This is a genomic window from Anoxybacter fermentans, from assembly GCF_003991135.1.
In the GTDB taxonomy this organism is placed as follows: Bacteria; Bacillota; Halanaerobiia; order DY22613; family DY22613; genus Anoxybacter; species Anoxybacter fermentans.
On the sequence record NZ_CP016379.1, the window covers coordinates 792,967 to 819,839 of the forward strand.

The following is a 26,873-nucleotide window of genomic DNA, read 5'->3' on the forward strand; positions in this document are numbered from 1 at the left end:
ATAGTATTGATAGTTGTTGATATTATTAGGAGGTGAGACAATGTTTGCTAATGATCAAGAATATGAACAGTTTCTAAAAGAAAATGTGCTCAGTACTAAAGATGCAGCTGATTTTCTGGGAATCACCAGGAAGGGTATTAGTTATTTAGTCAAAGAAGGGAAGCTGCGTCCTTTCAAGGATCAGGACCGTGTACGTCTGTTCTCCAGGAGAGAGATAGAAAGATATAAAAAAGAACGTGATGGTGTTTAAGCCACCTTTCAGGGTGGTTTTTGGGTAGAAGGTTTTCATTAAAAATAAAGAAAAAACCACGCCTGTTTTCGGGCGTGGTTTTGAATTAGAGGTCTGATACCTTAACAATTATTTAGATAACTGATTATTCAACTTTATAATAAAATTTTTAAGTTAATAATGCAACTTGGCTGATTAAGAATGGCGAAATGACACGGTTGGTTCAGGTAAAAAACTGCGGTTGCAACTTAAACTCCACTAATGGGAAGAGGTTGGGAATAATTTGGGAATAAACTGATTTAAGTTTGTTTAATTTAAATAAATTTGAAGGATAGAAAGATTCTTAAAAATGGCGTTATTTCAATGGTTTATTAAAGTTTATTTAAGATAATTTAAGTTGAATGTATTCAATATATTTAGACTTAGGATCTAGTGCCTTCGGGCGTGGGGGTTCGAATCCCCCTCTTCGCACCAATTATTGATATAGCTTGAATCTCGGCACTTTTGAAGTAGCCGATTTTTTTATTTATATCCCCAAAATTGGGGGTAAAATGGATATAACTAGATAGAATTCGATGAACTTTGGAGCATTTTTTCTAACTTTTCAACAGCTTCTTTTTGTAGGCTTGGAAGGACATGCGAATAAGTATCCATAGTTATAGTTATGGAGGAGTGTCCTAGTCTTTCCTGAACTATTTTCGGATGAATTCCGGCCTCCAGCATGAGAGTAGCATGAGTATGCCTTAAATCATGGAATCGTACGTCAATAGAGGATTTTTCCTTTACTCTGTTGAATCTATGTCTTATGGCGTCCGGGGTGATCGGCGACCCATCGGTATTAGTGAAGACAAGATTATATTCATTTTTATAACTTTCTCCCAGGAGTAAGCGGTTTTGTGCTTGCTCTTTTTTTATTTTTTTAAGTATGTTTACCACACTATCAGGCAAACTAATCATTCTTATGCTTCCTTTTGTCTTTGGAGTGTCAAATCGATAACCGCCTTCAAGAGCTTTTTGTAATGTTTGCTGGATACTGGCGGTTTTGTTTTTGAAGTCTATATCGGACCATCTTAAGCCTAACAGCTCTCCTCGTCGCATACCGGTGAATATCGCTATGTATATTAGTCCGTAAGTTGTATAGTCATAAATTTCTTTAGTCGTGTTGAGTAGTTTTTTAATTTCCTGTGCATTCATGGTTTTCATTTCTTTTTTCTTTGGCTTTGGAGGGTCAACGGCATTTGCGGGATTACGATGTATTATTTGGAGTTTTACAGCATGCTGGAAAGCTTCTCTATAGAATCCTAAAATGATATTGTACTGATCTATTTGAAAGGCCGCCTTTTCCGTTTCTACGGCCGTTTTTGAGCTTCTCAGTAATGTATGACTGCAGATGTATAGGCTGAAGTTTCTGAAGCTGAATCTAACCCGAATCAGGAATAAGATGCTTTTCGATGATTATTTTGTAATTATCAAGCGTGGAGGACTTAAGGTTGACCCCATGATTCTGAATCCACTGTCTCAGATACTCCGCGAAGTTATATTTTTTGCTTCGACATACGTCCCCTTCAGGACTTCTACTTCAATTTCTTTGGCTTTAGCCAGGGCTTCTCTTTTGTTCCTGGCCTTTATCGTTCTCCGGATCCGCTTCCGTTTCCCGGTTACTGGGTTCCGCTCAACGTCAATTTCGATTCTTCAACTGTTTTTTCCTCTCTTTTCTAGATACGCCACCCTTTCACCACTCCTTTCAGTTGAGTAATTCATAAGAAAAAATTCCATAGATAATTTGATATTCTTTCTTTGAAGGAATAGAATTAAAATGACCAGGCAGGTTACCTGATCACATGTGAAGGAAGTTTAGGACAGTTTAATTTTATACTTTTGTTTAGTTTCAATCCCAGTTTTAGTGAAGCTTGGATCATACTTCTAAGAAGTTCCATGTCAAGCTATAATTTGAATTACATTTAATGAATAAAAATACGATCAAATGCAGGATTTTTATATGACCAAAAACAATCATTATTGAGAGTTAATTATTGTGGTAAATGTAAAAGAATCTTCTGAGTCTATAAATTTTTCTACTTATATTTGCAATAAAAGCAAAATTTATGTATAATATAATTAGATTTAGACTTAGAATATTATTGATTTTGCATTTTTTTTTCTTTAGAGATAGATGAAGCGGAGGTTAGTTTAAATGAAGAAGACGACTTAAAAAAGTAAGGGTTTTAAAAAGTGAGTTAAAAATTCAAAAAATAGATTTTTTGATAAGATATCCAGATTATTTATCTTATGAATTATTAAGATTGTTGAAGAACGTAATGACTTAGATCGAGATAAAATTAAAAATATAATTAAGAGAATTTATAATTCACATGAACTAGAATTAAGAAGATAAGAAATGATTTGTTATTTATATGGAGTATATGAAGATCTTAATGATAGTATTTGTTTTTTGATTTCTAGGGGTTTTATTATATATGAAAGTAAAAAACATGTTAATGGTAAAAATTATGATAAATTATATTATTTGACTTTATATGGTGTCAAAAGGATTGAGGATGATATTATTAAGGATTTTTCAAAAAATTTAACTTGTGCAAAATGGTATGTGGATAAATGCAAAATTATTAAAGAATATTTTGGTGATATGTCAGGTACTGAGCTAAAAATTAGACAATATAGGCATGATGAATACGCTTCCACTAAGATAAACGATTATATTCAAGATATTACGGATAAAGTTAGAAAATGATTTCGAGATGAAGAACCTGTTAAGTGAATATGAAAGATGAGCTTTAAAAATCGTAGTATTTCGTCAATATTCAATTTTTTTACTTTAAGCAGCTAGTAGCCAGGTTCTTCGTTGTTTATCAGAATAGTTACATCCAGCAACCTGAGCTGGGGTTAGGTTATTTAGTGCAGAGTGGGGCCTAACATTATTATAAAAATAAATAAACATAAAGATAAGCTGATTAGCGGAAACAAAGTTATTAAAACCTTTACGTTGCTTATACCAATCTTTAAAAGCTCCAAAGAAAGATTCAATTATATTATTGGAGATATCTTCTTTAAAAGATTTTACTTGAATATGTTTTGAGCCGTCACAAAGATTGATTTGATTGGTACACGATAAACGGCTAATCTGTCAGAAATAATGGAATTTGGTTTTCCATGATGCTTTTTAACATCATGAAGAAGGATAAAGGCTTGTTTAGAATTACGGTAAGGTGAGAAATGAAAAGCAACGATAAACCTTGTTTCAGCATCTATAACAACCCAAAAATAATACTTTTTACCATTAATTTTAATTACTGTTTCATCGACATGCCATTCATCTGAAAGGTGTAAGAGTACCAGGGGCAAATTGACGTTTACAGTGTTTACACTGATACTTTTAGCTACCTAAAGAATAAAGAATCTTTACCAAATTTATAGGGGTCTTTTGAGAAGCATCTAGGGCATTGAACATTTAAATTTAGACATAAGATTTAGTCTCCTCTCCTGGGAGTGTTAAAACTATTGTACTACCAGGAAGGAGGCTAGTTCAATTTTCATATAACTTAACAGACCGGTAATTATTTAAAGGAGGATACATCTATGAATATTAAGTTATTACTCAATATATTAGTTTTATCATTTTTAGTTATATTAGTATTATTTTATAGCAATCTAGGTGAGGCAAGTAGTAAATTAGTTTGGAAAGAGTATTCGAATCAATACTTTAAAATTAAATATCCGGCAGAATGGAATAAAGCTGAAGCTGGTAATAGAGTAGGTTTTGCTCCTATTAATGGTAGCATATATTTTGGGTTTGATATTGATGTTGTCACTACAGAAGATGTATCTTCATTTGAAAAATTTCAAAATCGATTTAAAAATCAAATTAAAAAATTACATAGTAGTGCTTCTGAAATTGAAGTTGAAGAAATTTCTATTGATGGTCAACCTGCTTATAAAATACTTGCAACTAATTCATTGTATCAAATAAAAGGGTTTATAATTTCTGTGTATAAAAATAAGACAGCTTTTGATTTAACTTTCACTGGAACAGAAGAGGAGTATTTTAATTATTATAATGTTTTTGAAGAAATGATAAATTCTATAAAATTTTATAATTTTAAAGTTGAAGAAGAAGAAATTAAATTGGTTAAAGGAAGAAAATTAACTTCTAAAGAAGCAATAGAAGATGCTTTGTATCTCTTTGAAAAATTAGAAGAAATACATCCGAATTTATATAAATATTATAGTAAACAAGAAGCTTACGTATATTTTAATCAAATAAAGGAGGAAATAAGTAAAAAAGATGAAATTAGTAAATTAGAATTATATAAATTATTGGCACCCTATGTAGCAAGTTTTAAAGATGGTCATACCGAACTTTCAATCTATAATGAATATAATAGTTATTTAGAACAAGGTGGTAAAATTTTCCCTTTAAAAGTAGTTATTAAAGGAGATAAGTTATTTGTAGGTGAAGATTTTGCTGAAAGTGATATTTCAGTGGCTACAGAAATATTAAGTATTAATGGGGTCAGTAGTTCAGAAATATTAGAAACAATGAAAAAAAATATTAGTTATGATCTGGAAGGTTTTAGAATTAAAAGACTTGAAGATGATTTTCCAATGTGGTTATGGGCTAATTATGGCAAAAAAGATTTTTTTGCAGTTAAATTTAAAATTAAATCAGGTGAAGTAAAATCAGTATTCTTAAAAGGAATTAAAGATATAAAGAAAAAGGAGAATGATTTTTCTTTATCTTATCCTGATGAGGGTGTAGCTTTATTAAAGATTAATAATTTCTATTCTGAGAGGGGAGAAAAATTTAAAACTTTTGTGGATAAATCTTTTAAAGAAATAAAAAGTAAAAAATGCAAAAACTTAATAATTGATCTGAGAAATAATGGTGGGGGTACATCTATTTTAGTTAGCTATCTCTATGAGTATATAACAAATAAACCTTATTGTACTGTAAAAGAAACAAGATATAAATTATCAGATTATGTTTTGGAGCATGGAGAATATTTTAAATTAAGTCAAGTAGCTAAATTAGGCAACAAAAGGGTATTAGTTGAAAAACCTGAATTAAAAAAACCTAATAAGAATCAATATAAATTTAACGGTTGTATTTATGTTCTGATTGGTAAAGGAACTTATTCTGCTGCAGTAAATTTTGCAGCTATGGTTAAAGATTTTATTACAGGCATTTTAGTAGGAGAAGAAACAGGGGGATATGCTTCCTATTATGGTAATTCGGTAGATATTGAGTTACCTTATTCTGGTTTAACACTAAAGGTAGCGACTACTCAAAATATACGGCCAGCCGGCTATGATAATGGGAAAGGAGTACTTCCAGATGTCAAAGTCGATGTAGATCCTTTAATGTTAGTTCAAGGTAAAGATCAGGTATTAGAAACTGTGTTACAAATGATTAAAAATAAGGAGATAAATCAATGAACAAATTAATAAGAAGATTAAAACGGGTTTTCAAGAAATATTATTGTGTAAAACAACATGATATGACTGATTGTGGAGCAGCCTGTCTAGCTACGATAGCAAAATATTATGGATTAAAAAAATCAATTAGCCAAATATGAAAAATTGTCGGAACAGATGCGAAGCAGTATATGTCTGCAAAATCAATAGATGAGTTTGATATACCAGTTGTTAAAAAAGAAATCGATGAAGGGGTTAAAGTAATTTTTGAAGAAAACAAAGAAGAAACAAAAACGGTTAACAATGAATATTACTACAATATTGAAGCGTTGCGTGAGATACTTATGTGGATATTAGATAAGTATAATATTGAATATTATACCAAAGATGAACAAGAATATTATTTAAAATTAGATGATGGAAAAATATATTCAATCAATTTTAATCAAGTTTACAATATGATTGACAAAGAACATAACTTTTTTAGAGATTTTGAGTTCAATAATTATATTACCAATGAAAAACATAAAGAGCCTGTTGAATCTATAGAAAGGCTTTATTTTACAATATAAGAACAGGATCGTACTGAAATAATTGATAAAATAACAGATTTACCGATAGATAATAAAACAAAAGAAGCTTTTTACAAAATCTTGGATATTGATAATGATAAGTATTTAGTTCAGTTAAATCTAGATGTAGAATACTTTATGTAATCGGAAAATGGGAAAATTCTCAAAGTCGAAATTTAAAGCTGTCTTAATAACACCAGACAAAATAATATCTGATGAAAATATTATAAGGTTGTTTTCTATTATGCCAGTAAAAGGACAAAAACAGGCACGATTTGATACCATGGCAAACTATCAGATTTATGAATTTATTTACAACGAGTTGCTAAAAGATTACTTGATAAGAGAAAAAGATATGATCTTAGTTTAAAAGATGTCCGAATTTATATCTATAATGGTACTGCATTTAAAATATTACAATAATTCAAAACTGGCCTTTAAAAGGTCTGTTTTTTTGTGTTCGCCCGGCATACTGAGCCGATGGGCCGAAAGAAGCCCTGTTGCCTAACCAGCGTGAATACAATCCTTAGGCAAAGGCGTCACTAACGGTGGGGTTTGAAAGAAGCTGAAGGAGAACTTGGAACATAGCGAAAGCGAACCGGGGTTAGCTTTTCAGGTGGGTAACCTTGCATAATGTGGGAAAGCTTGAAAGCTAGATAACCTGAGAAGTTAGGACAGATGGATTCAAATTCAGGCAGGCTTAAACGGGGAAGTCCAATATCAGCTTGATAGATAGGTAAGCTCAAACAAATGGAGAAACGAGGGAGAGAAAATATGGTGTTGGGCGGTAGCTGAGTTCGTAGTAGTTATAAACTTTCAGCTTATGAAAGCTGGTAACAGACTGGAAGATAAAACTGAGAGGACATTGCACTGGGTTGCAGTGGGACATAGAAAGTCAAATGCTTCTATAGTCTACGAAGGGACGAAGATAAACCGAAGTGTGCGAGACAAAGAATCTAGCTGTGGGCATGAAGATAACTGAGGCTGAGATGCCAAAGGGAACGTTAGAACTGGGAGTGATGAGCTTACTGGTTTTAACGTCTGCAAAGTAGAGTACTGCCAGAAATTATAGTAAGATTGCTTTTAAGCTAGAGACGTTATAAGAATGGCAGGAAGAAACTACTGCAAAGAAGTGAGAGACTTCAGGCAGTATAGTGAAAGAAGGTGAAATGATGAAGAAATGGTGCAGTCTAATAATAGACAAAGTATATTAAATATGGAATCTAAAACGAGCACGAAATTATCAGGAAGCTAAAAGGTACCAAAAGATAACTTATGAGATACTGAAGAAAAAGCTTAAGTTAGTAGTAAATAAGGAGAAAACACATCTAACTAATGTATATAAGGGGGTTTCATATCTGGGTTTTGTTATATACTCTAAATTTGTCACAATTCATTCTAAAAAGATTAAGAGAAGTTTAAAGAGAAAATTAAGCGACTTACTCCAAGGAATCATGGAAAGAATCTGGAGACGATAATTAGAGAGATAAATCCAATTATCAAATGATGGGCGAACTATTTCAGGATAGTAAATTGTAAGGCAGTCCTTGCCTGGTTAATGGAATGGATAAGGCGAAGACTGAGGATGAAGAATATAAAAGAATGGAAGATCTGGAAAGTATTGCGTAAACAATTAAGAAGAATGGGCTATCAAGGAGATTTTAAAAAGATCTCGATAACGAGATGGAAGAACTCTGCCAGTCCATTAATCAATATGGCACTGTCTAATAGATGGTTTGATGAGATTGGACTAGTAAATTTACAGAGATATGAAGTTGGTGTTTTGCATCACTACTATGAGTAGTGACTGAGGTTTATCAGGAGCCGTATATAAGGCCCGTACGTACGGTTCTGTGATAGGGATAACGCCGAAGCTGATCACCTCGGCGTTACCCTACTCGATTAAGAAAGTCTTACCAGAAATTATTTTAAAGAAATAAGCCACCAATTGGGGACAAATTGGGGGCAAAATAAATAAAACTTAACAGAAGTAGATGGGTCTAGACGGAACAAAAGGCGGGGAAAATGGCGATATATCAACATTTAACAGAACCAGATAATACTAGTCGGAATATACTCTGCTTGACTTAGGATCTAGTGCCTTAGGGCGTGGGAGTTTGAATCTCCCTCTTCGCACCCTGTTGATATGACAAGAATCATGGCACTTTTATAAAAATGCCATGTTTTGTTATTGCTTTTTTAGGATCGAATTGGGATTTAGGCTTTTCTATCTTATGAAATAATAAAAACAGATTATGCCAGTCAGCACAATCTGCTTTTATTAATAAGGAGGTCTACAGTGATCTTTGCTCCGGTTATTGCAAAGTCTAAGGAGCCTATAGTAATCTTTCAACTGCTTTGGAATCCACTTCCTTTAACCACTGTAAACCTCATATTTATGGTAACATGGTAGAAGAATTTTATGCATGTGAAATAAAGTTTTTCTAAACTATTTTATGGATAATAGGGGCCCTAATTTGGGTCCCTTTTTACATCTAAATACTGCCCTTTCAGAATAAATAAGCATATGATTTTACTATAAAAAGCTAATTTTTTATTTCAAAAGAAATTTTTCAAATCATTATCTTCTATGATGAGATCTTATTTCTTCTTCAATTTCACTAGGATGAAAATTGGCTTTTTGCAGTAATCATCATATTATTATTTAAATAGTCAAATGTTTATAAAGATATATTATAAAGTTCTGTTATAAAGTTTTGTAGTAACATTTATTAAGTTAATTTTAACTATATTATAGAAAAATCTTGACGGTATAAGTGATAAAATGATACAATAATAAAAATTATTATTAAATATTTTAAAGACGGAGGATATTCCATGTGTTTAGACAAAATTTTATTTTCAATAGAAGTTTTAAGAGAGAAGATGATGAATGCATTCAATGAAGGAGATTTTACTGAAGCACTTAGCTTGAGTCAACAATTAGATAAATTAATTGTTCAATTCCAAAAGAATTTAAACAATTCTAATTTAAGTACTGAACATGAATCCTGATTTATGCCTGATTTTTTGAAACAGTTTTTAGATTAATCAGGACGTTTAAGTAAAAATCTTTAAAAAGATTGCTTTACCTATATGTGAAAATTTAGATCTATTTTATGGCTACTGCCATTATTTTTCTATATTGCAGGAGGAAAAAATCTTAATTTTAAAAGAGGATTTTGACTAATAATGTTGAATTTATCGTTGGATAGGGAAGTTGTATTAAGAGATGAATGAATCGACAGAATAAAATTGAGATATATTTTGCTAAAAGGAGTCGTTATAGTATGATTTCAGTAGGGTTAGTAACATTAGGCTGTCCAAAAAATCAGGTAGATTCGGAAATTATGCTTGGTTTATTGGATCAAGCTAAATTTAACATTGTTGATAATCTAGAAGAAGCTGATGTAGTAATAGTCAATACATGTGGTTTTATTGAAAGTGCCAAACAGGAATCTATAGATACTATTCTAGAGTTGAGCCAATTAAAAGATTCTGGCCGGCTTAAATACCTGGTGGTTACAGGTTGCCTTGCACAAAGGTATTATGACGAACTCAAAAAAGAAATTCCTGAAATTGATACAATTTTAGGGACTGGTAATTTTGATCGGATTGTAGAGGTTATTGAGGAAGGGCTTAAGGGGCAAGATCTGGGTGGTATTATCCGTCCAAAGTTTGAATATCGTAAAGATCTACCCAGGATAATTACAACCCCAGGTTATACTGCATATGTAAAGATTGCCGAGGGTTGTAATAATCGCTGTAGCTATTGTATTATTCCCACTTTACGTGGACCACTTAAAAGTCGTTCTATAGAAGATATTTTAGAAGAAGTAAAAGAGCTTGTATCTCGGGGTGTAAAAGAGATTATCTTAGTTGCTCAGGATACAACAGTTTACGGGATTGAACGTTATGGACAACCAATGTTAGCTGCTTTACTCAGGAAACTGGTAGAGATAGATGGTATCCATTGGATCCGGATTATGTACTCTTATCCGGATTATTTAACTGATGAAGTAATTGAGATTATTGCACAAGAAGAAAAAATTTGTAAATATCTTGATTTACCGATTCAGCATGCTTCTGATCGTATTTTAAAATTAATGAATCGACCAACCCGACAAAAAGAAGTAGAAGCGTTAATCAAAAAGATTAGAGAACGAATTCCCGATGTGGTACTTCGAACATCACTGATTGTGGGATTTCCTGGTGAAACAGAAGAGGATTTCCAGCAGTTGGTTGATTTTGTCCGGAGAATACGCTTTGATCGTTTGGGGGTATTTACCTATTCTCGGGAAGAGAATACCCCTGCTGACCGGATGAAGGGTCATCTACCTGAAGAGATAAAAAAAGAACGCTGGAATAAAATTATGGCTATCCAGCGTGAGATTGCTCTAGAAAAGAATGAAGTAATGATTGATAAAGAGGTAGAAGTATTGGTTGAAGAGGTATATTCTGAAGAAGAGGGGATAGTCATTGGACGTACCCAATGGGATGCTCCCGAAATCGATAATCTTGTCTATGTTTATAACTGTCACGCACAGGTTGGAGATTTTATAATGGCAAAGATTGTGGATGCGCTAGAATATGATCTGGTGGGAGAGGAGATTAAATGAATTTACCAAACAAATTATCATTGTTACGGATTATTTTAGTACCGCTATTTTTGATTTTTTTGCTGGTTAAATTTAATATGCCTTATGGTGAATATGCTAAATATATTGCTATCTTTATTTTTGTTATAGCTGCTTTAACTGATAGTCTGGATGGTTATATTGCTCGAAAGCATGGTTTGATTACTAAATTAGGTAAATTGATTGATCCACTGGCTGATAAGATGCTCATTTCTGGAGCTCTTATTGCGCTGGTTAGTCTGGGTGAGGTCAGCGCCTGGCCGGCATTTATTATCATCACCCGGGAATTTGCCGTGACCGGTTTGCGAGCCATTGCTTCAGCGGAAGGTGTTGTTATTGCTGCCAGTATTTGGGGAAAAATGAAAACCATTTCTCAAATTATTGCTATCTTAGCTGTTATGATTGATATCAGTATCTTTAAGATTCCATTTGATGCTCATGAAATTTTAATCTGGATTGCTACTTTTATTACCATTATTTCAGGGTTAGATTATATGATTAAAGGTTGGCATATTTTGAGGAGTGAAAAACATTGAAAACTTTGGTAAAATGGTTGGGACTGGGTCTCGGAACTGGTTTAAGCCCAAAAGCTCCGGGGACGGTTGGTTCATTACTGGCTCTGGTAATTGCGGCCAATATAAAAATTGTGCATGCTTCTTACTTTCTTTTAATTAGTATCATTGCAGGTGTACTGATTTGTGAATTGACTGAAAGGGAGCTAGGATGCAAAGATGATAGCCGGATTGTCTTTGATGAGATGGTAGGTCAATGGATTGCAGTTGCCGGCTTCACTGGTTATTATCTCATTGCTGGTTTTATTTTATTTAGAATCTTTGATATTTTAAAGCCACCCCCTGTTCGTCAATTGCAAAAGTTTCACGGTGGGCTTGGAGTTATGTTGGATGATATACTGGCTGGTGGAATGAGCTGGGTTATTTTAATTCTAATTAAAAATTTGCTGTTATTAGTACCGGTTTTTTAAGACCGGTACTTTTATTTTTTACGGGTAGATAAAAGGCAAATCGGAGTTAAAATAGAAAAAATGAGGTATAGTTAAAAATATTGAGTTCGGTGTAGATAGTATGTCGTAATTTCTGATAATCAAAAACAGAACACTTGTTCGATTAAAAATGATGGTATAAAATAAATTTAGGAAATAAATATTTAATATTTTGTCTTTAGGCAACATAGATAGCCAGGAAGTATGTTAGAGCCATTGCAATAATTAGCCTACCTTTGCAGTACCTTATTATAAATTTAAAGGAGGTTTTTTGAGATGGCTCAAAATCTGCTTAGTGTTAATCATCAACAGATTGTTGAGATGGAGGAAATGTTAGATAGGCTTGAGGAAAGGTTGCTAAAGTATGAAATAGAAGAAGAAATGGTCAATGAACTTGTGGAAATCGGATATTGGGCCAACGAATTACTTCAATCCCGAATTTCTTATAGAGAACGTCAGTCACTGGTTAATTTGATTCAACGGGTCAGATATTTACAAATATTATATCTAGAAAGCTTTCTTAATTTGAGGGTCAACCAGCTTTCTCAAGAGTTAAAAGGTCTAATTTCTGATCAAGCTTGGCAGATTTATCTCAGATTGGATGAATTGAGAGGAATGGAGCGGGAGTTTTTTAAGGAAAAAGACTATCATTTGGATTTCAATACAGATTTATTAAATCTGGAACAGGAATTGATAGCGCGTCTTGTACTTCTTAAATTAACAACTTAAGAATAAAAGGCCGGATGGGTGAGAAACCATCTGGCCTTTTTAATGCCAGGGGAATTGTACAGTTATGGATAACATTCAGTCTTGTATCAACAAATTTTCCTATAAAATATTATAATTGAAAAAATTAAATATTATTTATAGTAAAACTTATTTCGACTCTAAGATAGAATTTTTGCAAAAAATTTCTTGACAAGTATGTTGAATAAAGTTATAATAAAGGTAAAGTGACTATACCAAAATAAAGCTTAAATTATATTAAATGGAATAAACAAAGTACATTTTATCTTTCTGAAAGAATAGAACCTGTTAAGTAAATATGAAAGATGAGCTTTAAAAATCGTAGTGTTTCCTCAATATTCAATTTTTTACTTTAAGCAGCTAGCAGCCAGGGTTTTCGTTGTTTGTCAGAATAGTTACATCCAGCAACTTGAGCTGGGGTTAGGTTATTTGGTGCAGAGTTAGGCCTAACATAATTATAAAAATAAATAAACATAAAGATAAGCTGATTAGCGGAAACAAAGTTATTAAAACCTTTACGTTGCTTATACCAATCTTTAAAAGTTCCAAAGAAAGATTCAATTATATTAAAAAGACTTTACTTGAATATGTTTTGAGCCATCAAAGATTGATTTGATTGGTACACGATAAGCGGCTAATCTGTCAGAAACAATGGAATTTGGTTTTCCATGATACTTTTTAGCATCATGAAGAAGGATAAAGGCTTGTTTAGAATTACGGTAAGGTGAGAGATATAATACTTCATATAATCACTTACAATATCATATACTTCCATAAAACTGTTAAACTTATTACGACTATAACATTTTTCTTCAAGTATCGAATGAAATGATTCTATATGGGCATTCATATTTGGTGTTTTTACAGGAATTCTTTGATGTTCCATGTTAATACCTTATATATGTTTTCAAATTCATTAGAAATAAACTGGGGACCGTTATCTGTTCTTATTTTTGGTATCTTTATCCCTTTAATTAACTGTCTTATTCTCAACGAGTTCTTAAGAACTCTACAGGCATTTTTAGCAGTACATAGTAATCCTAAATGATAATCGATTACTTGACGATCAAAAACATCTATCAGTGATAATGGAAAGAAAAATTGCTCAGTACCATGTATGTAGCTATATTTTATATCTATTTCCTAGAGTTGATTTGATGAATCTATCTTATCCCTTTTTGTTAATCTTCGAGGGTATTTCTTTTTAACTTTACGCTGTGGTTTTAAGATATTTAGTTCCTTGCAAAGTCTGTAAACTTTCTTATGATTGATTTGAAGGTAATAATCTTGCTGAAGACATACTGTTAATTTACGCAGTTAAAGTTGTAGCTAACCTTCCCGGTATCGGTATTACTCAACCAGATCATCAAGCATGGACTGATTCTCTGATTGATAGTGGGGATTATGATCTGTACACCATCTATGTTGATACTTTGGATTACTTAATTGGTGTAAACCTGATAATTTCCGATTGGTGTAAGGTAACTCCAGTAAGAGCAGCTCCAGATTTTAATCTGTTCCTGTATGATCCAAGTGGAAACTTAGTTGCATCTTCTGAAGGAACTGAGTGTCAGGAAGATATTAAATTTTTCCTAACAGTGACCGGTACTTATACCATCAAGGTTTACTCTTATAGTGGTGATGTCGATTACGTATTAGATGTAAGCAATTAATAGAATAAAAATACCTGAATCCGGTTTTAGGATTCAGGTTTCTATAGAAAAAGGGCCTCTAGTGTAGGGGTCCTTTTTTATTGGGTTAGTTAGGATTATTTTGAGATCGTTAAATTCCATAATTTACATAATGAATTGGCTGGATTTCTTTCAAAAGCCATGCTATAATAGATTCCGATGAGAGGACTGGGTATAAAAGAGCATCAATTGCTCTTTTCTTTTTGTATTATCGAATACAGTAAATGTAAATACAGTTTATTATTGAAAGGAGGACCTGAAAGTGTTCCTTAAAGGAATTCGTCCGGTGGTTGTTCTTATTGCATTGATAATAGGACTTGTTGTAATTTTTGGTACTCAATATATGGTGCAAACAAAATTTTTGGAAGAGCCCTTTAAAAAAAAGGTCCTCTCTATTGACGGAATTGAAGATGTAAAATTAATTGAGACAGAAAATGGAAAACAAGTATATTTGATAATGAGGTCTGATGTAGAATTGAAAGATGCATTTCTGGAAGTGAACAGGCTTGCACAGGAGATGTTAAGTGGGCGGATTGAGATAAAGATTGAGAATCAGGTTTCTCAAGATATGAAAGAACTTTATAAGAGAATGCATTTTGTAATTTATGAGGGGATTGCCAGTGGAAAATTTACCTGGATGGCTGCTCAGCTTGAGGCTATTGGATTAGAAGCTCAGCTTCAGGATCTGGATGTTCAGGTTGATAACAACTTTGTATATGTAAAAATGATTAAGAATGGTGAAGTATTTTGTAAGGTAGTGCCTCGCAAAGCTGAAGGGCTGGCATATATGAAGGAAGAAAGGGGTGAATCCCAATGGTAAAGGAGATTGGAATTGGTCTGGGATTGGCAGTTCTAATTTTTTTAGGTATTCAAGGTATTAATATTTTTCCATTTCTTTTTTTTGTAGGAATGTCATATATTCTACTAAACTTAATGGAAGCAAGAAGTGGAGGTATGTCGGATAAGTTTGGTAACATTAAAGCAAAAAAATCCTATACTTCCATTCCTAAAGTCACCTTTAATGACATTGGTGGACAGGAAACTGCAAAAAAAGAACTTATGGAAGCTCTGGATTTCATCAAAGATGCAGAAAAAATTAAACGCCTGGGAATTCGCCCGCTTAAAGGAATTCTGTTAACTGGGCCTCCAGGCACGGGTAAAACTTTAATGGCTAAAGCTGCTGCTAATTTAACAGGTTCTGTATTTATAAGTGCTTCAGGTAGTGAATTTATCGAAATGTATGCTGGTGTAGGTGCTAAAAGGGTAAGGCAGTTGTTTAGTAGAGCACGTGAAATAGCCCGAAGAACTAATGTAAATAATGCTATTATCTTTATTGATGAAATTGAGGTATTGGGTGGAAAACGTGGTAGTCACTCAGGTCATATGGAATATGACCAGACTTTAAATCAACTCTTAGTTGAAATGGACGGACTTTCTATTGATGATGAAGTGAGAATTTTGGTTATAGGCGCCACAAACCGAATTGATATTCTGGATCCAGCTATTCTTCGCCCGGGTCGCTTTGACCGGGTTGTAAAGGTGGATTTACCTGATAAAGAAGGTAGACTTCATATCTTAAAAATTCATACTGCTAATAAACCTCTGGCTGATGATGTTAACTTAGAACAGATTGCCCGGGAAACTTTTGGTTTTTCCGGTGCTCATCTGGAGAGCCTGACAAATGAGGCTGCTATCCTGGCCTGGAGAGAGAATCAAACCAGGATTAGTCAAAAACACTTTTTAGAAGCCATAGATAAGGTAATGATGGGTGAGAAGCTGAACCGTAAACCTCAAAAAGAGGAATTGAGGCGTATTGCTGTTCATGAAACTGGTCATGCTTTGGTAAGTGAACTGGTTCGCCCGGGTTCAGTTTCAAACATTACCATTACTTCCAGAGGACAGGCTTTGGGTTATGTTCGTCATAATCCACAAGATGATTTCTATCTTTATACCCAGGATTATCTGGAAGATCAGATAGCCGTTTGCATTGCTGGTGCAGCAGCAGAAGAGTTGATTTTGGGTAACCGCAGTACCGGTGCTCAGAATGACTTTCAAAAGGCAGCAGATCTGGCAAAGAAGATTATTTTCTCTGGTATGACATCATTGGGTGTTGTAACTGAAAAAGATTTGCCAGTAAATTTAAAACATGAAGAAATGTCCCGGATTCTTAAGGAACAGGAAGAACGGGTTAAAAAATATTTGATCGAAAATAAAGATATTATCCTGACCATTACCGAAAAACTTCTTAAAGAAGAGAGTTTTACCGGTGATAAATTGAGGAAAATGTTAAAAGAGGTGGCTTAAGATAAATTAGAGGGGCTGTCCCAAAAGTCCCTTTATAACCCCCAAAAGTAAATATTAAAAGAAAGGTGTTGTCAGAAATTTTTATAAAGACAACACCTTTTTTTATGGTAAAATATAAATATGAAGAGGAAAAACCATAATAAAAAGACATTTATTGAATATAATATGAATCAGACAATGTTGCCTTTGAGTTTTGATGTGTTTATTCCTGAGAATCATTTAGTAAGGGTGGTAAATTCAGCTATAGAAAGGATGAATATTGAACCCCTGCTTGAAAAATATAAAGGTGGGGGTAGAAGCAGCTACCATCCGAAAATGATGCTTAAGGTTATAGTATATGCCTATACTCAGAGAATATATTCATCAAGACGAATTGCCAAGGCACTTCGGGAAAATATTTATTTTATGTGGCTTAGTGGTAACAATAAACCTGATTTTCGGACGATAAACCGATTCAGATCAGAGATCATGAAAGATGTTATTGATGAGGTATTTGCATCAGTATTGGAACTTCTTATAGAAGAAGGATATGTAAAGTTAGAGAATTACTTTTTAGATGGTACAAAAATAGAAGCTAATGCAAACAAATATAGCTTTGTCTGGGGAAAAGCGACAAAGAAGTACAAAGCAAGGCTTAGGGCAAAAATTAATGAACTTTTAAAAGAGATTGAGAAAACCAACGAAGAAGTACAAAGCAAGGCTTAGGGCAAAAATTAATGAACTTTTAAAAGAGATTGAGAAAACCAACGAAGAAGAGAATAGATTGTATGGGGATAATGACCTGGAGGAGATGGGTGAAGGAAAAGAAATAGATTCAAAGAAACTCGAAGAAAAAATTAAGGAACTTGAAGAACGTCTAGAAAAGAACTCCAAAAACAAGAAGTTAAAGAAAACAATTAAAGAGCTCAAGACTAAATGTCTTCCCAGAATGAAAAAATATGAGCAACAGGAAGAGATTTTAAATGGACGAAACAGTTATTCTAAAACAGATACTGATGCAACTTTTATGAGAATGAAAGAAGACCACATGAAAAATGGGCAATTGAAGCCCGCATATAATGTTCAGATAGGTACAGAGAATCAGTTTGTAGTTGGTTATAGTATTCATCAAAGGCCGGCAGATTCAAGATGCTTAATACCTCATTTAGAAAAAGTAAAAGAAGTTACAGGTAAGATTCCGGAGAATGTGATAGCTGATTCAGGTTATGGTAGTGAGGAAAATTATGATTACTTAGAGAAAGCTAATACTAATATTTATGTTAAGTATAATACTTTTCATAAAGAACAAAAGAAGAAGTTTAAAAATGATATATTTAAAGTAGAAAACTGGCCGTATGATAAAGAAAACGACGAGTTTATTTGTCCTGTTCAAAGAAGACTCATTTACTGTAAGACAAAAGAAATTAAGACTGAAAATGGATATACTAAACAAATTAGATATTACAAATGCGAAAATTGTGATGAGTGTGAGTTAAAAGAAAATTGTACCAAGGCCAAAGGTGATCGAGTAATAAGAATAAATTTTAAATTACGTGAATATAAGCAAAAGGTAAAGGAAAACCTTTGTTCCGATAAAGGTATGAAACTCCGTTCTCAAAGAGCAATAGAAGCGGAATCTGTCTTTGGAAGGATCAAAGGTAATTGGTCATTCCGGAGATTTCTGCTTCGTGGCCTTGAGAAAGTAAAAATTGAATGGGGTTTACTGTGTATAGCCCATAACCTGGCTAAACTGGCAACAGTATAGAATGTCAGGTATGGGTTTTTATTTTCTTAACAGAAGAATTTTCAATGAATTTGAAATGAACAATGAAAAAAGGGGCCATGCCCAAAAGTAATTAATTACTTTTGGGACAGCCCCTTTATTTATTCATCACTTCCTGTGATGAGGACATTCTTTTCAATCTTACAAAAAGGCAAAACGAAAAATTTCTATGGAGCTCAAAATTAACTTTTTTATAGTTTAATCATAATATTTCTTTTTGACTTAAAGGGAGATCTCATTAAATCCCGAAATATTTAAAAGAAGAAAACTCATAAAAAGCTGGGGTAGGAGGGGAAAGGCAAATCAGAATGATAAGATGGAAAATAACCACTGGAAATAGGGTTGGGATGGTTTATGATGTATTACGAGTTTTTGCAGAAGAGAATATCAGTATAATTTCTATGGAAGTAATACCGGAACAGATTCACTTAAAGATAGAACGGCTAAATCAGACTACTGTTAAAAAATTAAAACAAAAATTATTTAAGATACCGGAGGTTTACAATATTGAATCTGTGGAAGTGATGCCTCAAGAAGAGCGAGAACAGCAGTTGCGTACTGTACTCGATTCTATAAGTGAAGGGATTATTGCTATCAATAGAGAAGGAAGAATTACCACTTTAAATCCAGCTTCTGAGAAAATTTTTCACTGCCCTCAAGAAAAATTATTGAATCAGCCGATTCAGGAATTTTTAGGAGAAGAAGTACCCATTATTTCCTGTCTTCGAGAGGGTAAAAGTTATGATAATAAAGAGATGATGATTGATACTCCAGAGGGGAGATCCCACTATTTGACCAGTGGTCGCCCTATTCGGGATGAACACGGTAATGTGATTGGTGCAGTCGCAGTAATGAAAGATATTCACCAGGTCCGGCAGTTGATTTATAAAATGACCCAACCATCTATGATTACTTTTGATGATATTATCTATCAAAGTCAGGCTATGCAGCAGGTAGTCAAATTGGCTGAAAAAGCGGCGCGAAGTAATTCAACTATTTTAATCCGTGGTGAGAGCGGTACCGGCAAAGAACTTTTTGCCAGGGCCATCCATATGTCCAGTATGCGTAGAGATAAGCCCTTTATCCCCATTAACTGTGGTGCCCTACCTGACTCTTTACTTGAGAGTGAGCTTTTTGGATATGAAGAAGGAACATTTACAGGTGCAAGAAAAGGTGGTAAACAGGGGTTATTTGAATTGGCCCAGGGCGGAACACTTTTTTTAGATGAGATTGGGGAATTACCAACCCATTTGCAGGTAAAACTTCTCCGTGTGCTTCAGGAAGGAAAGGTACGGAGATTGGGAAGCTCGAAGGAACAGACGGTGGATGTTAGAATTATCTCTGCTACTAATAAAAATTTAGAAAAGATGGTTCAGCATAAGGAATTTAGAGAAGATCTCTATTATAGGTTAAATGTAATTCCCATTAATATTCCACCCCTTCGTCAGCGGCGGGAAGATATTCCTCTCCTAATCGATTATTTTTTACAGCTTTTTTCAAGGGAAGTGGGTAAATCCGATCTAAAAATTGAAGATAAGGCAATGAAGGGGCTTTTAGAATATGATTGGCCTGGTAATGTAAGGGAACTGAGAAATGCCATAGAAAGGGCTGTTTATCTAACGAATAATAATCGAATAACCTGGTCTGATCTTTTTCCAGAACAACCGGAATTAAATAAAAGTAATGCAGCAGTTGAAGTCAAAATAAACAGGATTACTGCATTAGAAGAAGTTGTAGCTGCTGCAGAACGCTCATTGCTGCAAAAGGTGGTAAAAGAATACAACAGTTCACGACAGATGGGAAAAGTATTAGGAGTCTCCCATACTACGGTTTTAAACAAGTTAAAAAAATATAATCTTCTATAATTAGTGTAAAAAAAATTTTCCGTTCTGTAAAAAAAACTTTACAAGGATTATATTCTGTACTGAAGCTGTTTTCTTTAAATAATTTGGACAATAAATCTCTTATCTGTAAAAAAAAATTTACAATTCCCTTTGGATAATCAGGATGAGAACGTTTGATAGTCCTGTCAATATTGAATTTAAGGCTTTCTTGGTTATCTGGCATGAAATTTGCATAATTATCATGGTGAAATCAAAAAAATCATAAAATTTTGACTGTGATAGGGGGATATAATTTAATGAAGAAAAAGCATCACCATGATAAGAACTGGGGCTTTGCAACCCGGGCTGTTCATGTTGGAAGTGAGCCGTGTCCTGTAACAGGTGCTTTAACAACACCTATTTATCAAACATCCACTTTTGTTTTCGATGATGTGGATCAGGGAGCCAGACGCTTTGCTGGTGAGGAGGAAGGTTATATTTATACCCGTTTAGGTAATCCTACCCAGCGTGCTCTGGAAATAAAGATTGCTGATTTAGAAGGTGGAGATGATGCTATTGTTTGCGGTTCTGGAATGGCTGCTGTTTCTGGAATTTTCTTCAGTTTAGTGCGTCAGGGTGATCATATTGTCGCTGGTGAATCCATTTATGGTTGCACCCATGTTTTTTTATCCGAAATGCTACCGAAATACGGGGTTAATACAACCTTTGTTGATACTACTAAACTTGAAAATATTGAAGCTGCTATCCGGAAAAATACAAAAGTTATCTATATCGAATCTCCTACCAATCCGACTATGAGTCTTACTGATATTGAAGGTGTGGTAGCGCTAGCTAGAAAATATAATTGTAAGGTAGTTATGGATAATACTTTTATGTCACCTTATTTTCAGCGGCCCTTGGAAATGGGAGTGGATATTGTTTTACATAGTGCGACGAAATATATCAATGGTCATGGCGATGTAGTGGCAGGAGTTATCATTGGTGACCAGGAATTTATTGATCATTGCCGGATGACAGCTATTAAAGATATAGGTGGAATCATTGGACCATTTGAGTGTTATTTGATGATCAGGGGATTGAAAACTTTAGCCATAAGAATGGAAAAATGTAATGCAAATGCTATGGAGATTGCTCAATTCCTTGAAAATCATCCAAAGGTGGAACGGGTTTACTATCCGGGCTTAAAAAGCCATCCGCAGCATGAACTGGCCAAAAAACAGATGACTGGATTTGGTGGCATGATGAGTTTTGAACTAATTGGCGGTATTGAAGCAGGTAAGATATTAATGAATAATGTTCAACTCTGTAAATTAGCTGTTAGTTTAGGGGATGTTGATACATTGATTCAGCATCCGGCCTCTATGACCCACTCTATAGTGCCGCGGGAAGAAAGATTGAAAGCAGGTATCACCGATGGGTTGGTCAGGTTATCTGTTGGTATTGAGGATGTGGAAGATATTATTGCTGATTTAGATCAGGCTTTAAATAAAATTAAATAAAATGATTTTACTGCAAAAAGCTAATTTTTCGCTTCAAAAGAAATTTTTCGAACCATTTAAAGTTCGATTTCAGTATGGTTAAACGAAAAATTTCTATGGTGCTCAAAATTAGCTTTTTGCAGTTTGATTATAAAACAAGTTTTTGGAATAGGTAGACAGTTTGTAACTTGTCTACCTATTATTTTTTGTATGGAAAACTTTCTTAAATAATCATTAAAGGTTTTTTGTTAATTAATATTTTACAGGTTTTCTGTGTAAAAAATAATCTCTTAATCTATTGACATTTCCAGAAATAGATTTTACAATGATGGAGATTGGGAAAAGTAAAAGAAAAGGTTCTATGAAATTATAAAATTACACTCTTTAACATAGTGGTTTAAAGGAGTGAGGGCTATAATGGAAAGAACGGATTTTGATCACAGTAAAACACCTATTTTTTCATTTTTACAGGAGTATATTAAAAAGGATATAATACCTTTTTTTGTACCTGGCCATAAGCACGGTAGAGGTTTAAAAGAGTTTACCGATTTTTTGGGTAAAACGGTTTTAAACATTGATATTCCCAGTCTTCCGGAGACTGATAATCTTGCTAATCCCATTGGTATTATTCGGGAAGCGCAGGAACTTATGGCCGATGCCTTTGGGGCTGAACATGCTTATTTTTTAGTGAATGGGACCAGTGAAGGGGTACAGGCAATGATTCGCAGTGCTGTCAAACCTGGTGAAGAAATTATTATTCCCCGAAATGCCCATAAGTCCACAATAGGAGGTTTGATTTTATCCGGTGCTGTACCTGTTTACGTTTATCCTGAAATAGATCCCGAATTGGGAATTACAACTGTGGTTTCCAGTTCGACAATTAAACAAGCTTTCAAACAAAATCCATTTGCTAAAGCGGTTTTTGTTATTAACCCTACTTATTATGGAATGGTTTCTGATTTGAAGACTATTGTCCGTACCGCCCACCGGAAGGGAGCAGTAGTTTTAGTGGATGAAGCTCATGGAGCTCATATGGGTTTTCATGATGATTTTCCATTGACTGGGATGGAAGTAGGAGCAGATATGAGTGCTGCCAGTTTACACAAGACTGGAGGGTCGATGACCCAGAGTTCAGTTCTACTGCTTAGAGGTAATCGGATTCCTGAAGAAAATGTAAAACAAACTTTAAATTTAACCAGAACTACCAGTCCATCCTATGTATTAATGGCTTCTTTAGATGTAGCAAGAAAACAGTTGGCACTTTATGGTGATGAGCTTTTAGAAAAGACTCTGGAATTGGCCCGTTATGCCAGAGAAGAGATTAACAAGATTGAGGGAATATATGCTTTTGATCATTCTCTTGTGGGTAAATATGGAATTTATGATTTAGATGAAACCAAGCTGAGTATTTATACTGGTAGGTTAGGAATTTCCGGTTTTACTTTAGAGAGAGAGCTGATGACCAGATTTGGTATTGGTCTTGAGTTGGCAGAACTGAACACAGTTCTGGCTCTTATTACTATTGGTGATACTAAGGAATCTGTGGATCGTTTGATTGAAGCATTAAAAATTATCGCTTCAGAACGGGAAATTCAGGACCCGAAAAAGATTTCTGAATTACCGGAGATGCCAGATTTGATAGTTAGTCCACGGGAAGCTTACTATGGTACCAAAAAGACTGTACCGTTAGAAAAGGCGGTTGGAGAAATCAGTGGAGAGATGTTAATGGCCTACCCTCCTGGCATCCCAATTGTTTGTCCTGGTGAGCGGATTACACAGGATATTTTGGATTATGTAAAGATTTTAAAAGAACAACATGCCATGTTACAGGGAACAGCAGATCCGTATGCAAACTATATCCGTGTTCTGGGCCATGATAGTTAATGGAAATGGCTGGGCGAACAGATAATCAAAGATGTGGTAGATTATATAGAAATATTAAAGAAACAGCATACACACCTCCAGGGTACCGTAAATTCCAATGCAGATTATATTCGTTTTCTTCATCACAGAACAGTAAAGATGAGAAAAAATGGGTAACCGTTTTATGGTGCCCGTTTTTTTTAATACAGGGAAAATTATACAACTGTGGATAATTTCCTGGCATTAAAAATATTGTAGCCGAAGGCCAATTTATTTTATTGACTTGTTAAATTTGTTATCAGTGTAATTAACCAAAAAACAGGATTTTATTAGATTTTTAAAGAATAATACTTTTATAGATGAACTATTTACATAAGGAGAGTGGAATCATGAAAGCAGAAATTATCTGTGTAGGAACAGAACTCCTTTTAGGGGATATTATCAATACTAATGCGACATGGTTGGCCAATCAGCTAAAAGATCTGGGGATAGATTTATATTATATTAGTACTGTTGGTGATAACCGTCGGCGAATGGAAGAGGTTTTTAAAACTGCCTATCAACGTTCTGATCTGGTTATTATTACCGGTGGCCTCGGACCCACAGAAGACGATTTAACAAGGGAAGTCGTAAGTGCGGTAACGGGGCGGAGATTAAGGTTTTATCAAGAATTAGCGGATCAAATTAACGAAAAGTTTAAAAAGTTTAAGCGCAAGATGACACCCAATAATTTGCGTCAGGCATATTTGCCAGAAGGAGCAGAAGTGATTAAAAATCGAGTGGGAACTGCACCGGGATTATATTTGAAAGTAAATAATACCATTTTTGTGGCTCTCCCGGGTGTACCGCGGGAGATGAAGATAAACTTTACGGAAGAAGTATTGCCGCGTTTAAAAAAAGAGCTTCCCGAAAAGGGAATAATTCTTTCCAGGCTGCTTAGAATATGCGGGATCGGTGAATCCGCAATGGAAGAGAAGGTAAAAGATATAATCCAGAATCAATCTAACCCTACGATTGCTCCACTTGCCGGGAACAGTGAAGTTTATCTTAAAGTAACTGCCAAAGCTGCCAGTAAAAAAGAGGCAGAAGCTCTTTTGAAAGATACTGTGGATCAGCTATATCAAAGGCTTGGTATGTATATTTATGGAGAGAATGATGAGACTCTGGAATTGGTTGTGGGAAAAATTTTAAAGAAACATGGTTTAAAATTGGCGATTGCTGAATCCTGTACTGGTGGATTGATTGGTCATAGGATTACCAATATACCGGGAAGTTCAGATTATTTCGAGCGAGGGTTTGTCACATATAGTAATGAAGCTAAAATTGAAGAATTAGGAGTTCCGGAAGATGTGATTGTCAGGTATGGAGCTGTTAGTCCAGAAACGGCAAAAGCTATGGCGGAAGGGGTTTTGGAAAACTCCAGAGCCGATATAGCTGTTGCGGTTACCGGAATTGCTGGCCCCGGTGGAGGTACTCCTGAAAAACCTGTTGGTTTGGTTTACTGTGCCATTGCGGATAAATCCGGTCGAGTTGATTTATACGATTTCCATTTTTGGGGTGAGCGGGAATGGATCAAGTATTCTACTTCTCAATATACTCTTTACCATCTCTGGAAATACCTAATAAATAAATTTTCTGTTGAACCAAAAAATACTCAATAGTTATTCGCTGTTTAGAAAATTATATAAAATTTTTTTGAATTTAGGTAAAAAAAGCAGGAAAAAAACCATTTACGAAGAATCTAAAAATAAATGGAATTTACAACAAACGAAGGAAAAATAATATGAAATGGATAAAGGTGGAATTAAGATGGTATTTCAAAAAAATATAACTGAGGTAGGTTATCGTTTACCTCGGGATTATGTACAAAAACATAGGGTGGTCCCTCTGGGGTTGGAAGAAGGAAAACCGGTTATTGCCATTCCTGAGGGATTATCTTTAGAAATCCGTCAGGAATTAGAAATTTTTTTCAACCAAAAATTGATTTTTCGTACCTATGAATCTGATGAGCTTGACAAATTTGTTCAGGAATTTCTGGACTCAGAGGGTGAGACTATCGAGGGGATGTTAGAAAGCATCAACTCGGATGATTATGCAGGAAGTGACCTTTATTTTAGTCAAAATATTGAGAACCTAGAGGATCTGGCCCAGGAAGCTCCTATCATTCGATTGGTAAACTTAATAATTAGTGAAGCTTTAAAAGAGAGGGCCAGTGATATTCACTTAGAACCTTTTGAGGACCATGTCAAACTTCGTTACCGTATTGATGGAATTCTTTATGAAAAGACTCCACCTCCTAAAAATCTATTTCCTGCAATCATTACCCGGATAAAAATCATGGCCAATCTGGATATTGCTGAGCGTCGTTTGCCCCAGGATGGACGGATTAGAATTAGAATTGCCGGTCGAGAAGTTGATATTCGAGTATCAACAGTTCCTACTATTTATGGTGAAAGTCTGGTTATGCGTCTATTAGATCAAAGCTCTGTTCTGCTAAATCTGGAAGAGCTGGGATTTGAACCAGATACTTTAGAACAGGTCTATAAAAATCTCAACTTTATAAATGGAATTATTCTGGTAACAGGTCCTACAGGCAGTGGTAAAACAACTACTCTCTATTCCTGTTTAAATCGGATGAATGTTCCTGAGAAAAAGATTCTAACTGTAGAAGATCCGGTAGAATATCATTTGGCGGGAATTAATCAGATGCAGGTAAATGAAAAGATTGGTTTTACTTTTGCTACAGGTCTTCGTTCTATTTTGCGTCAAGACCCGGATATAATTATGGTTGGTGAGATGCGTGATTTAGAGACTGCCAGGATGGGAATTCAGGCAGCTTTAACAGGTCACCTGGTCTTTTCTACTATACATACCAATGATTCGGCAAGTACTATTACCCGTTTAATAGATATGGGGGTGGAAGATTACCTTGTGGCCTCAACTTTGAGATGTATTCTGGCACAGCGTCTTGTAAGGAGAATTTGTTCCAATTGTAAAGAAGAGTATAAGCCCCATCTGGCAGAAATAAAGGCCATTGGATTATCTGACGATCTTAACATCACATTTTACCGTGGTAGGGGCTGTGAGGAATGTAATTATAGTGGTTATAGGGGACGGATAGGAATTTATGAATTGATGAATATCACCCCTGAAATTGAAGAGATGATTACCCAAAGACGGAATGCCAATGAAATTAAGAAAGTTGCCTGTGGGCAGGGTATGGTTACTTTACGGGAAGATGGTCTTAGAAAGGTAAAACGGGGAATAACTACCATAGAAGAAGTTCTACGGGTTACTCAGGTATAGAGGTGAG

The 26,873-nt window shown here is 34.5% G+C and carries 21 protein-coding genes and 5 pseudogenes; 21 read left to right on the plus strand and 5 right to left on the minus strand.

The annotated features are described in order from the left end of the window. Window positions 1-40: 40 nt before the first annotated feature. Entirely contained in the window at window positions 41-250 is a 210-nt protein-coding gene (locus tag BBF96_RS03580; protein ID WP_127015875.1) for a helix-turn-helix domain-containing protein, read from the plus strand. Window positions 251-790: 540 nt separating this feature from the next. Here BBF96_RS03580 and BBF96_RS16810 read toward each other — a convergent pair. Both BBF96_RS16810 and BBF96_RS16815 read right to left on the minus strand, forming a co-directional pair. Further along, window positions 791-1,432 (minus strand): site-specific integrase, encoded by a 642-nt coding sequence (locus tag BBF96_RS16810; protein ID WP_236777872.1) that lies wholly within the window; start codon window positions 1,430-1,432, stop codon window positions 791-793. A 217-nt stretch (window positions 1,433-1,649) separates the two neighbouring features. After that, window positions 1,650-1,751 carry a tyrosine-type recombinase/integrase gene (locus BBF96_RS16815; RefSeq protein WP_335876884.1) on the minus strand — a complete coding sequence of 34 codons (102 nt, stop codon included), beginning with the start codon at window positions 1,749-1,751 and terminating at the stop codon, window positions 1,650-1,652. An 876-nt stretch (window positions 1,752-2,627) separates the two neighbouring features. On the opposite strand from BBF96_RS16815, the gene BBF96_RS03590 reads away from it, so the two are divergent. Then, window positions 2,628-2,981 carry a hypothetical protein gene (locus BBF96_RS03590; RefSeq protein ID WP_127015876.1) on the plus strand — a complete coding sequence of 118 codons (354 nt, stop codon included), beginning with the start codon at window positions 2,628-2,630 and terminating at the stop codon, window positions 2,979-2,981. Window positions 2,982-3,065: 84 nt separating this feature from the next. Here the strand turns inward: BBF96_RS03590 and BBF96_RS16820 are convergent. After that, window positions 3,066-3,577 (minus strand): annotated as a pseudogene (locus BBF96_RS16820) (IS6 family transposase); the annotation flags it as partial. A gap of 249 nt (window positions 3,578-3,826) precedes the next feature. Here BBF96_RS16820 and BBF96_RS03605 point away from each other — a divergent pair. The 10 genes and pseudogenes from BBF96_RS03605 (at window position 3,827) to BBF96_RS03645 (ending at window position 12,600) form a co-directional block, all read left to right on the plus strand. Continuing rightward, on the plus strand, window positions 3,827-5,683 hold the full coding sequence (locus tag BBF96_RS03605) for a S41 family peptidase (RefSeq protein WP_127015878.1): 1,857 nt from the start codon (window positions 3,827-3,829) through the stop codon (window positions 5,681-5,683). After that, window positions 5,680-5,820: pseudogene (locus BBF96_RS03610) on the plus strand (cysteine peptidase family C39 domain-containing protein); the annotation flags it as partial. The gene BBF96_RS03605 and the pseudogene BBF96_RS03610, both read left to right, overlap by 4 nt. A 33-nt stretch (window positions 5,821-5,853) precedes the next feature. Next, window positions 5,854-6,234 (plus strand): hypothetical protein, encoded by a 381-nt coding sequence (locus BBF96_RS03615; RefSeq protein ID WP_127015880.1) that lies wholly within the window; start codon window positions 5,854-5,856, stop codon window positions 6,232-6,234. Between the two features lie 1,474 nt (window positions 6,235-7,708). Beyond that, window positions 7,709-7,819 (plus strand): annotated as a pseudogene (locus BBF96_RS17310) (group II intron maturase-specific domain-containing protein); the annotation flags it as partial. Further along, window positions 7,820-8,038, plus strand: coding sequence for a hypothetical protein (locus tag BBF96_RS17315; protein WP_236777873.1), 219 nt, complete (start codon window positions 7,820-7,822; stop codon window positions 8,036-8,038). Between the two features lie 1,034 nt (window positions 8,039-9,072). Further along, window positions 9,073-9,249: an aspartyl-phosphate phosphatase Spo0E family protein gene (locus BBF96_RS03625; protein WP_127015881.1), complete on the plus strand. Its 177-nt coding sequence runs from the start codon at window positions 9,073-9,075 to the stop codon at window positions 9,247-9,249. 275 nt (window positions 9,250-9,524) lie between these two features. Next, window positions 9,525-10,853, plus strand: a complete 1,329-nt coding sequence (rimO, locus tag BBF96_RS03630; RefSeq protein ID WP_127015882.1) for a 30S ribosomal protein S12 methylthiotransferase RimO — start codon at window positions 9,525-9,527, stop codon at window positions 10,851-10,853. Beyond that, complete coding sequence (gene pgsA / locus BBF96_RS03635; RefSeq protein WP_127015883.1) at window positions 10,850-11,407, plus strand: CDP-diacylglycerol--glycerol-3-phosphate 3-phosphatidyltransferase; 558 nt, start codon at window positions 10,850-10,852, stop codon at window positions 11,405-11,407. Before rimO ends, pgsA begins: the two co-directional genes overlap by 4 nt. Further along, complete coding sequence (locus BBF96_RS03640; protein ID WP_127015884.1) at window positions 11,404-11,853, plus strand: phosphatidylglycerophosphatase A family protein; 450 nt, start codon at window positions 11,404-11,406, stop codon at window positions 11,851-11,853. Before pgsA ends, BBF96_RS03640 begins: the two co-directional genes overlap by 4 nt. A gap of 294 nt (window positions 11,854-12,147) precedes the next feature. Next, on the plus strand, window positions 12,148-12,600 hold the full coding sequence (locus tag BBF96_RS03645) for a hypothetical protein (RefSeq protein WP_127015885.1): 453 nt from the start codon (window positions 12,148-12,150) through the stop codon (window positions 12,598-12,600). Between the two features lie 370 nt (window positions 12,601-12,970). Here BBF96_RS03645 and BBF96_RS17320 read toward each other — a convergent pair whose 3' ends face one another. Both BBF96_RS17320 and BBF96_RS17620 read right to left on the minus strand, forming a co-directional pair. After that, window positions 12,971-13,183: an integrase core domain-containing protein gene (locus BBF96_RS17320; protein WP_127018173.1), complete on the minus strand. Its 213-nt coding sequence runs from the start codon at window positions 13,181-13,183 to the stop codon at window positions 12,971-12,973. Between the two features lie 168 nt (window positions 13,184-13,351). Next, window positions 13,352-13,932 (minus strand): annotated as a pseudogene (locus BBF96_RS17620) (transposase); the annotation flags it as partial. A gap of 95 nt (window positions 13,933-14,027) precedes the next feature. Here BBF96_RS17620 and BBF96_RS17340 point away from each other — a divergent pair. The 9 genes and pseudogenes from BBF96_RS17340 to gspE all read left to right on the plus strand — a co-directional run bounded on the left by BBF96_RS17340 (window position 14,028) and on the right by gspE (window position 26,866). Further along, complete coding sequence (locus BBF96_RS17340; protein WP_418655012.1) at window positions 14,028-14,291, plus strand: pre-peptidase C-terminal domain-containing protein; 264 nt, start codon at window positions 14,028-14,030, stop codon at window positions 14,289-14,291. 280 nt (window positions 14,292-14,571) lie between these two features. Further along, complete coding sequence (locus BBF96_RS03670; RefSeq protein WP_127015887.1) at window positions 14,572-15,129, plus strand: hypothetical protein; 558 nt, start codon at window positions 14,572-14,574, stop codon at window positions 15,127-15,129. Further along, entirely contained in the window at window positions 15,123-16,613 is a 1,491-nt protein-coding gene (locus BBF96_RS03675) for an ATP-dependent metallopeptidase FtsH/Yme1/Tma family protein (RefSeq protein ID WP_127015888.1), read from the plus strand. Before BBF96_RS03670 ends, BBF96_RS03675 begins: the two co-directional genes overlap by 7 nt. Before the next feature lie 120 nt (window positions 16,614-16,733). Next, window positions 16,734-18,357: pseudogene (locus BBF96_RS03680) on the plus strand (IS1182 family transposase). 326 nt (window positions 18,358-18,683) lie between these two features. After that, the gene (locus tag BBF96_RS03685) at window positions 18,684-20,240 is read left to right on the plus strand and encodes a sigma 54-interacting transcriptional regulator (protein WP_205665704.1); all 1,557 of its coding nucleotides are present in this window, start codon (window positions 18,684-18,686) and stop codon (window positions 20,238-20,240) included. 275 nt (window positions 20,241-20,515) lie between these two features. Beyond that, complete coding sequence (megL, locus tag BBF96_RS03690; RefSeq protein ID WP_127015889.1) at window positions 20,516-21,718, plus strand: methionine gamma-lyase; 1,203 nt, start codon at window positions 20,516-20,518, stop codon at window positions 21,716-21,718. Window positions 21,719-22,114: 396 nt separating this feature from the next. After that, the gene (locus BBF96_RS03695; protein WP_127015890.1) at window positions 22,115-23,581 is read left to right on the plus strand and encodes an aminotransferase class I/II-fold pyridoxal phosphate-dependent enzyme; all 1,467 of its coding nucleotides are present in this window, start codon (window positions 22,115-22,117) and stop codon (window positions 23,579-23,581) included. Window positions 23,582-23,949: 368 nt separating this feature from the next. Next, window positions 23,950-25,221, plus strand: a complete 1,272-nt coding sequence (locus BBF96_RS03700) for a competence/damage-inducible protein A (RefSeq protein ID WP_127015891.1) — start codon at window positions 23,950-23,952, stop codon at window positions 25,219-25,221. Between the two features lie 148 nt (window positions 25,222-25,369). Then, window positions 25,370-26,866, plus strand: a complete 1,497-nt coding sequence (gspE, locus tag BBF96_RS03705) for a type II secretion system ATPase GspE (protein WP_127015892.1) — start codon at window positions 25,370-25,372, stop codon at window positions 26,864-26,866. Window positions 26,867-26,873: the final 7 nt, after the last annotated feature.

Coding starts and splice junctions, on each gene's coding strand:
- BBF96_RS03580 (WP_127015875.1), top strand. CDS start 41: ATGTTTGCTAATGATCAAGAATATGAACAGTTTCTAAAAGAAAATGTG.
- BBF96_RS16810 (WP_236777872.1), bottom strand. CDS start 1,432: ATGAAAACCATGAATGCACAGGAAATTAAAAAACTACTCAACACGACT.
- BBF96_RS03590 (WP_127015876.1), top strand. CDS start 2,628: ATGATTTGTTATTTATATGGAGTATATGAAGATCTTAATGATAGTATT.
- BBF96_RS03605 (WP_127015878.1), top strand. CDS start 3,827: ATGAATATTAAGTTATTACTCAATATATTAGTTTTATCATTTTTAGTT.
- BBF96_RS03615 (WP_127015880.1), top strand. CDS start 5,854: ATGTCTGCAAAATCAATAGATGAGTTTGATATACCAGTTGTTAAAAAA.
- BBF96_RS17315 (WP_236777873.1), top strand. CDS start 7,820: ATGAAGAATATAAAAGAATGGAAGATCTGGAAAGTATTGCGTAAACAA.
- BBF96_RS03625 (WP_127015881.1), top strand. CDS start 9,073: ATGTGTTTAGACAAAATTTTATTTTCAATAGAAGTTTTAAGAGAGAAG.
- rimO (WP_127015882.1), top strand. CDS start 9,525: ATGATTTCAGTAGGGTTAGTAACATTAGGCTGTCCAAAAAATCAGGTA.
- pgsA (WP_127015883.1), top strand. CDS start 10,850: ATGAATTTACCAAACAAATTATCATTGTTACGGATTATTTTAGTACCG.
- BBF96_RS03645 (WP_127015885.1), top strand. CDS start 12,148: ATGGCTCAAAATCTGCTTAGTGTTAATCATCAACAGATTGTTGAGATG.
- BBF96_RS03675 (WP_127015888.1), top strand. CDS start 15,123: ATGGTAAAGGAGATTGGAATTGGTCTGGGATTGGCAGTTCTAATTTTT.
- BBF96_RS03685 (WP_205665704.1), top strand. CDS start 18,684: ATGATAAGATGGAAAATAACCACTGGAAATAGGGTTGGGATGGTTTAT.
- megL (WP_127015889.1), top strand. CDS start 20,516: ATGAAGAAAAAGCATCACCATGATAAGAACTGGGGCTTTGCAACCCGG.
- BBF96_RS03695 (WP_127015890.1), top strand. CDS start 22,115: ATGGAAAGAACGGATTTTGATCACAGTAAAACACCTATTTTTTCATTT.
- BBF96_RS03700 (WP_127015891.1), top strand. CDS start 23,950: ATGAAAGCAGAAATTATCTGTGTAGGAACAGAACTCCTTTTAGGGGAT.
- gspE (WP_127015892.1), top strand. CDS start 25,370: ATGGTATTTCAAAAAAATATAACTGAGGTAGGTTATCGTTTACCTCGG.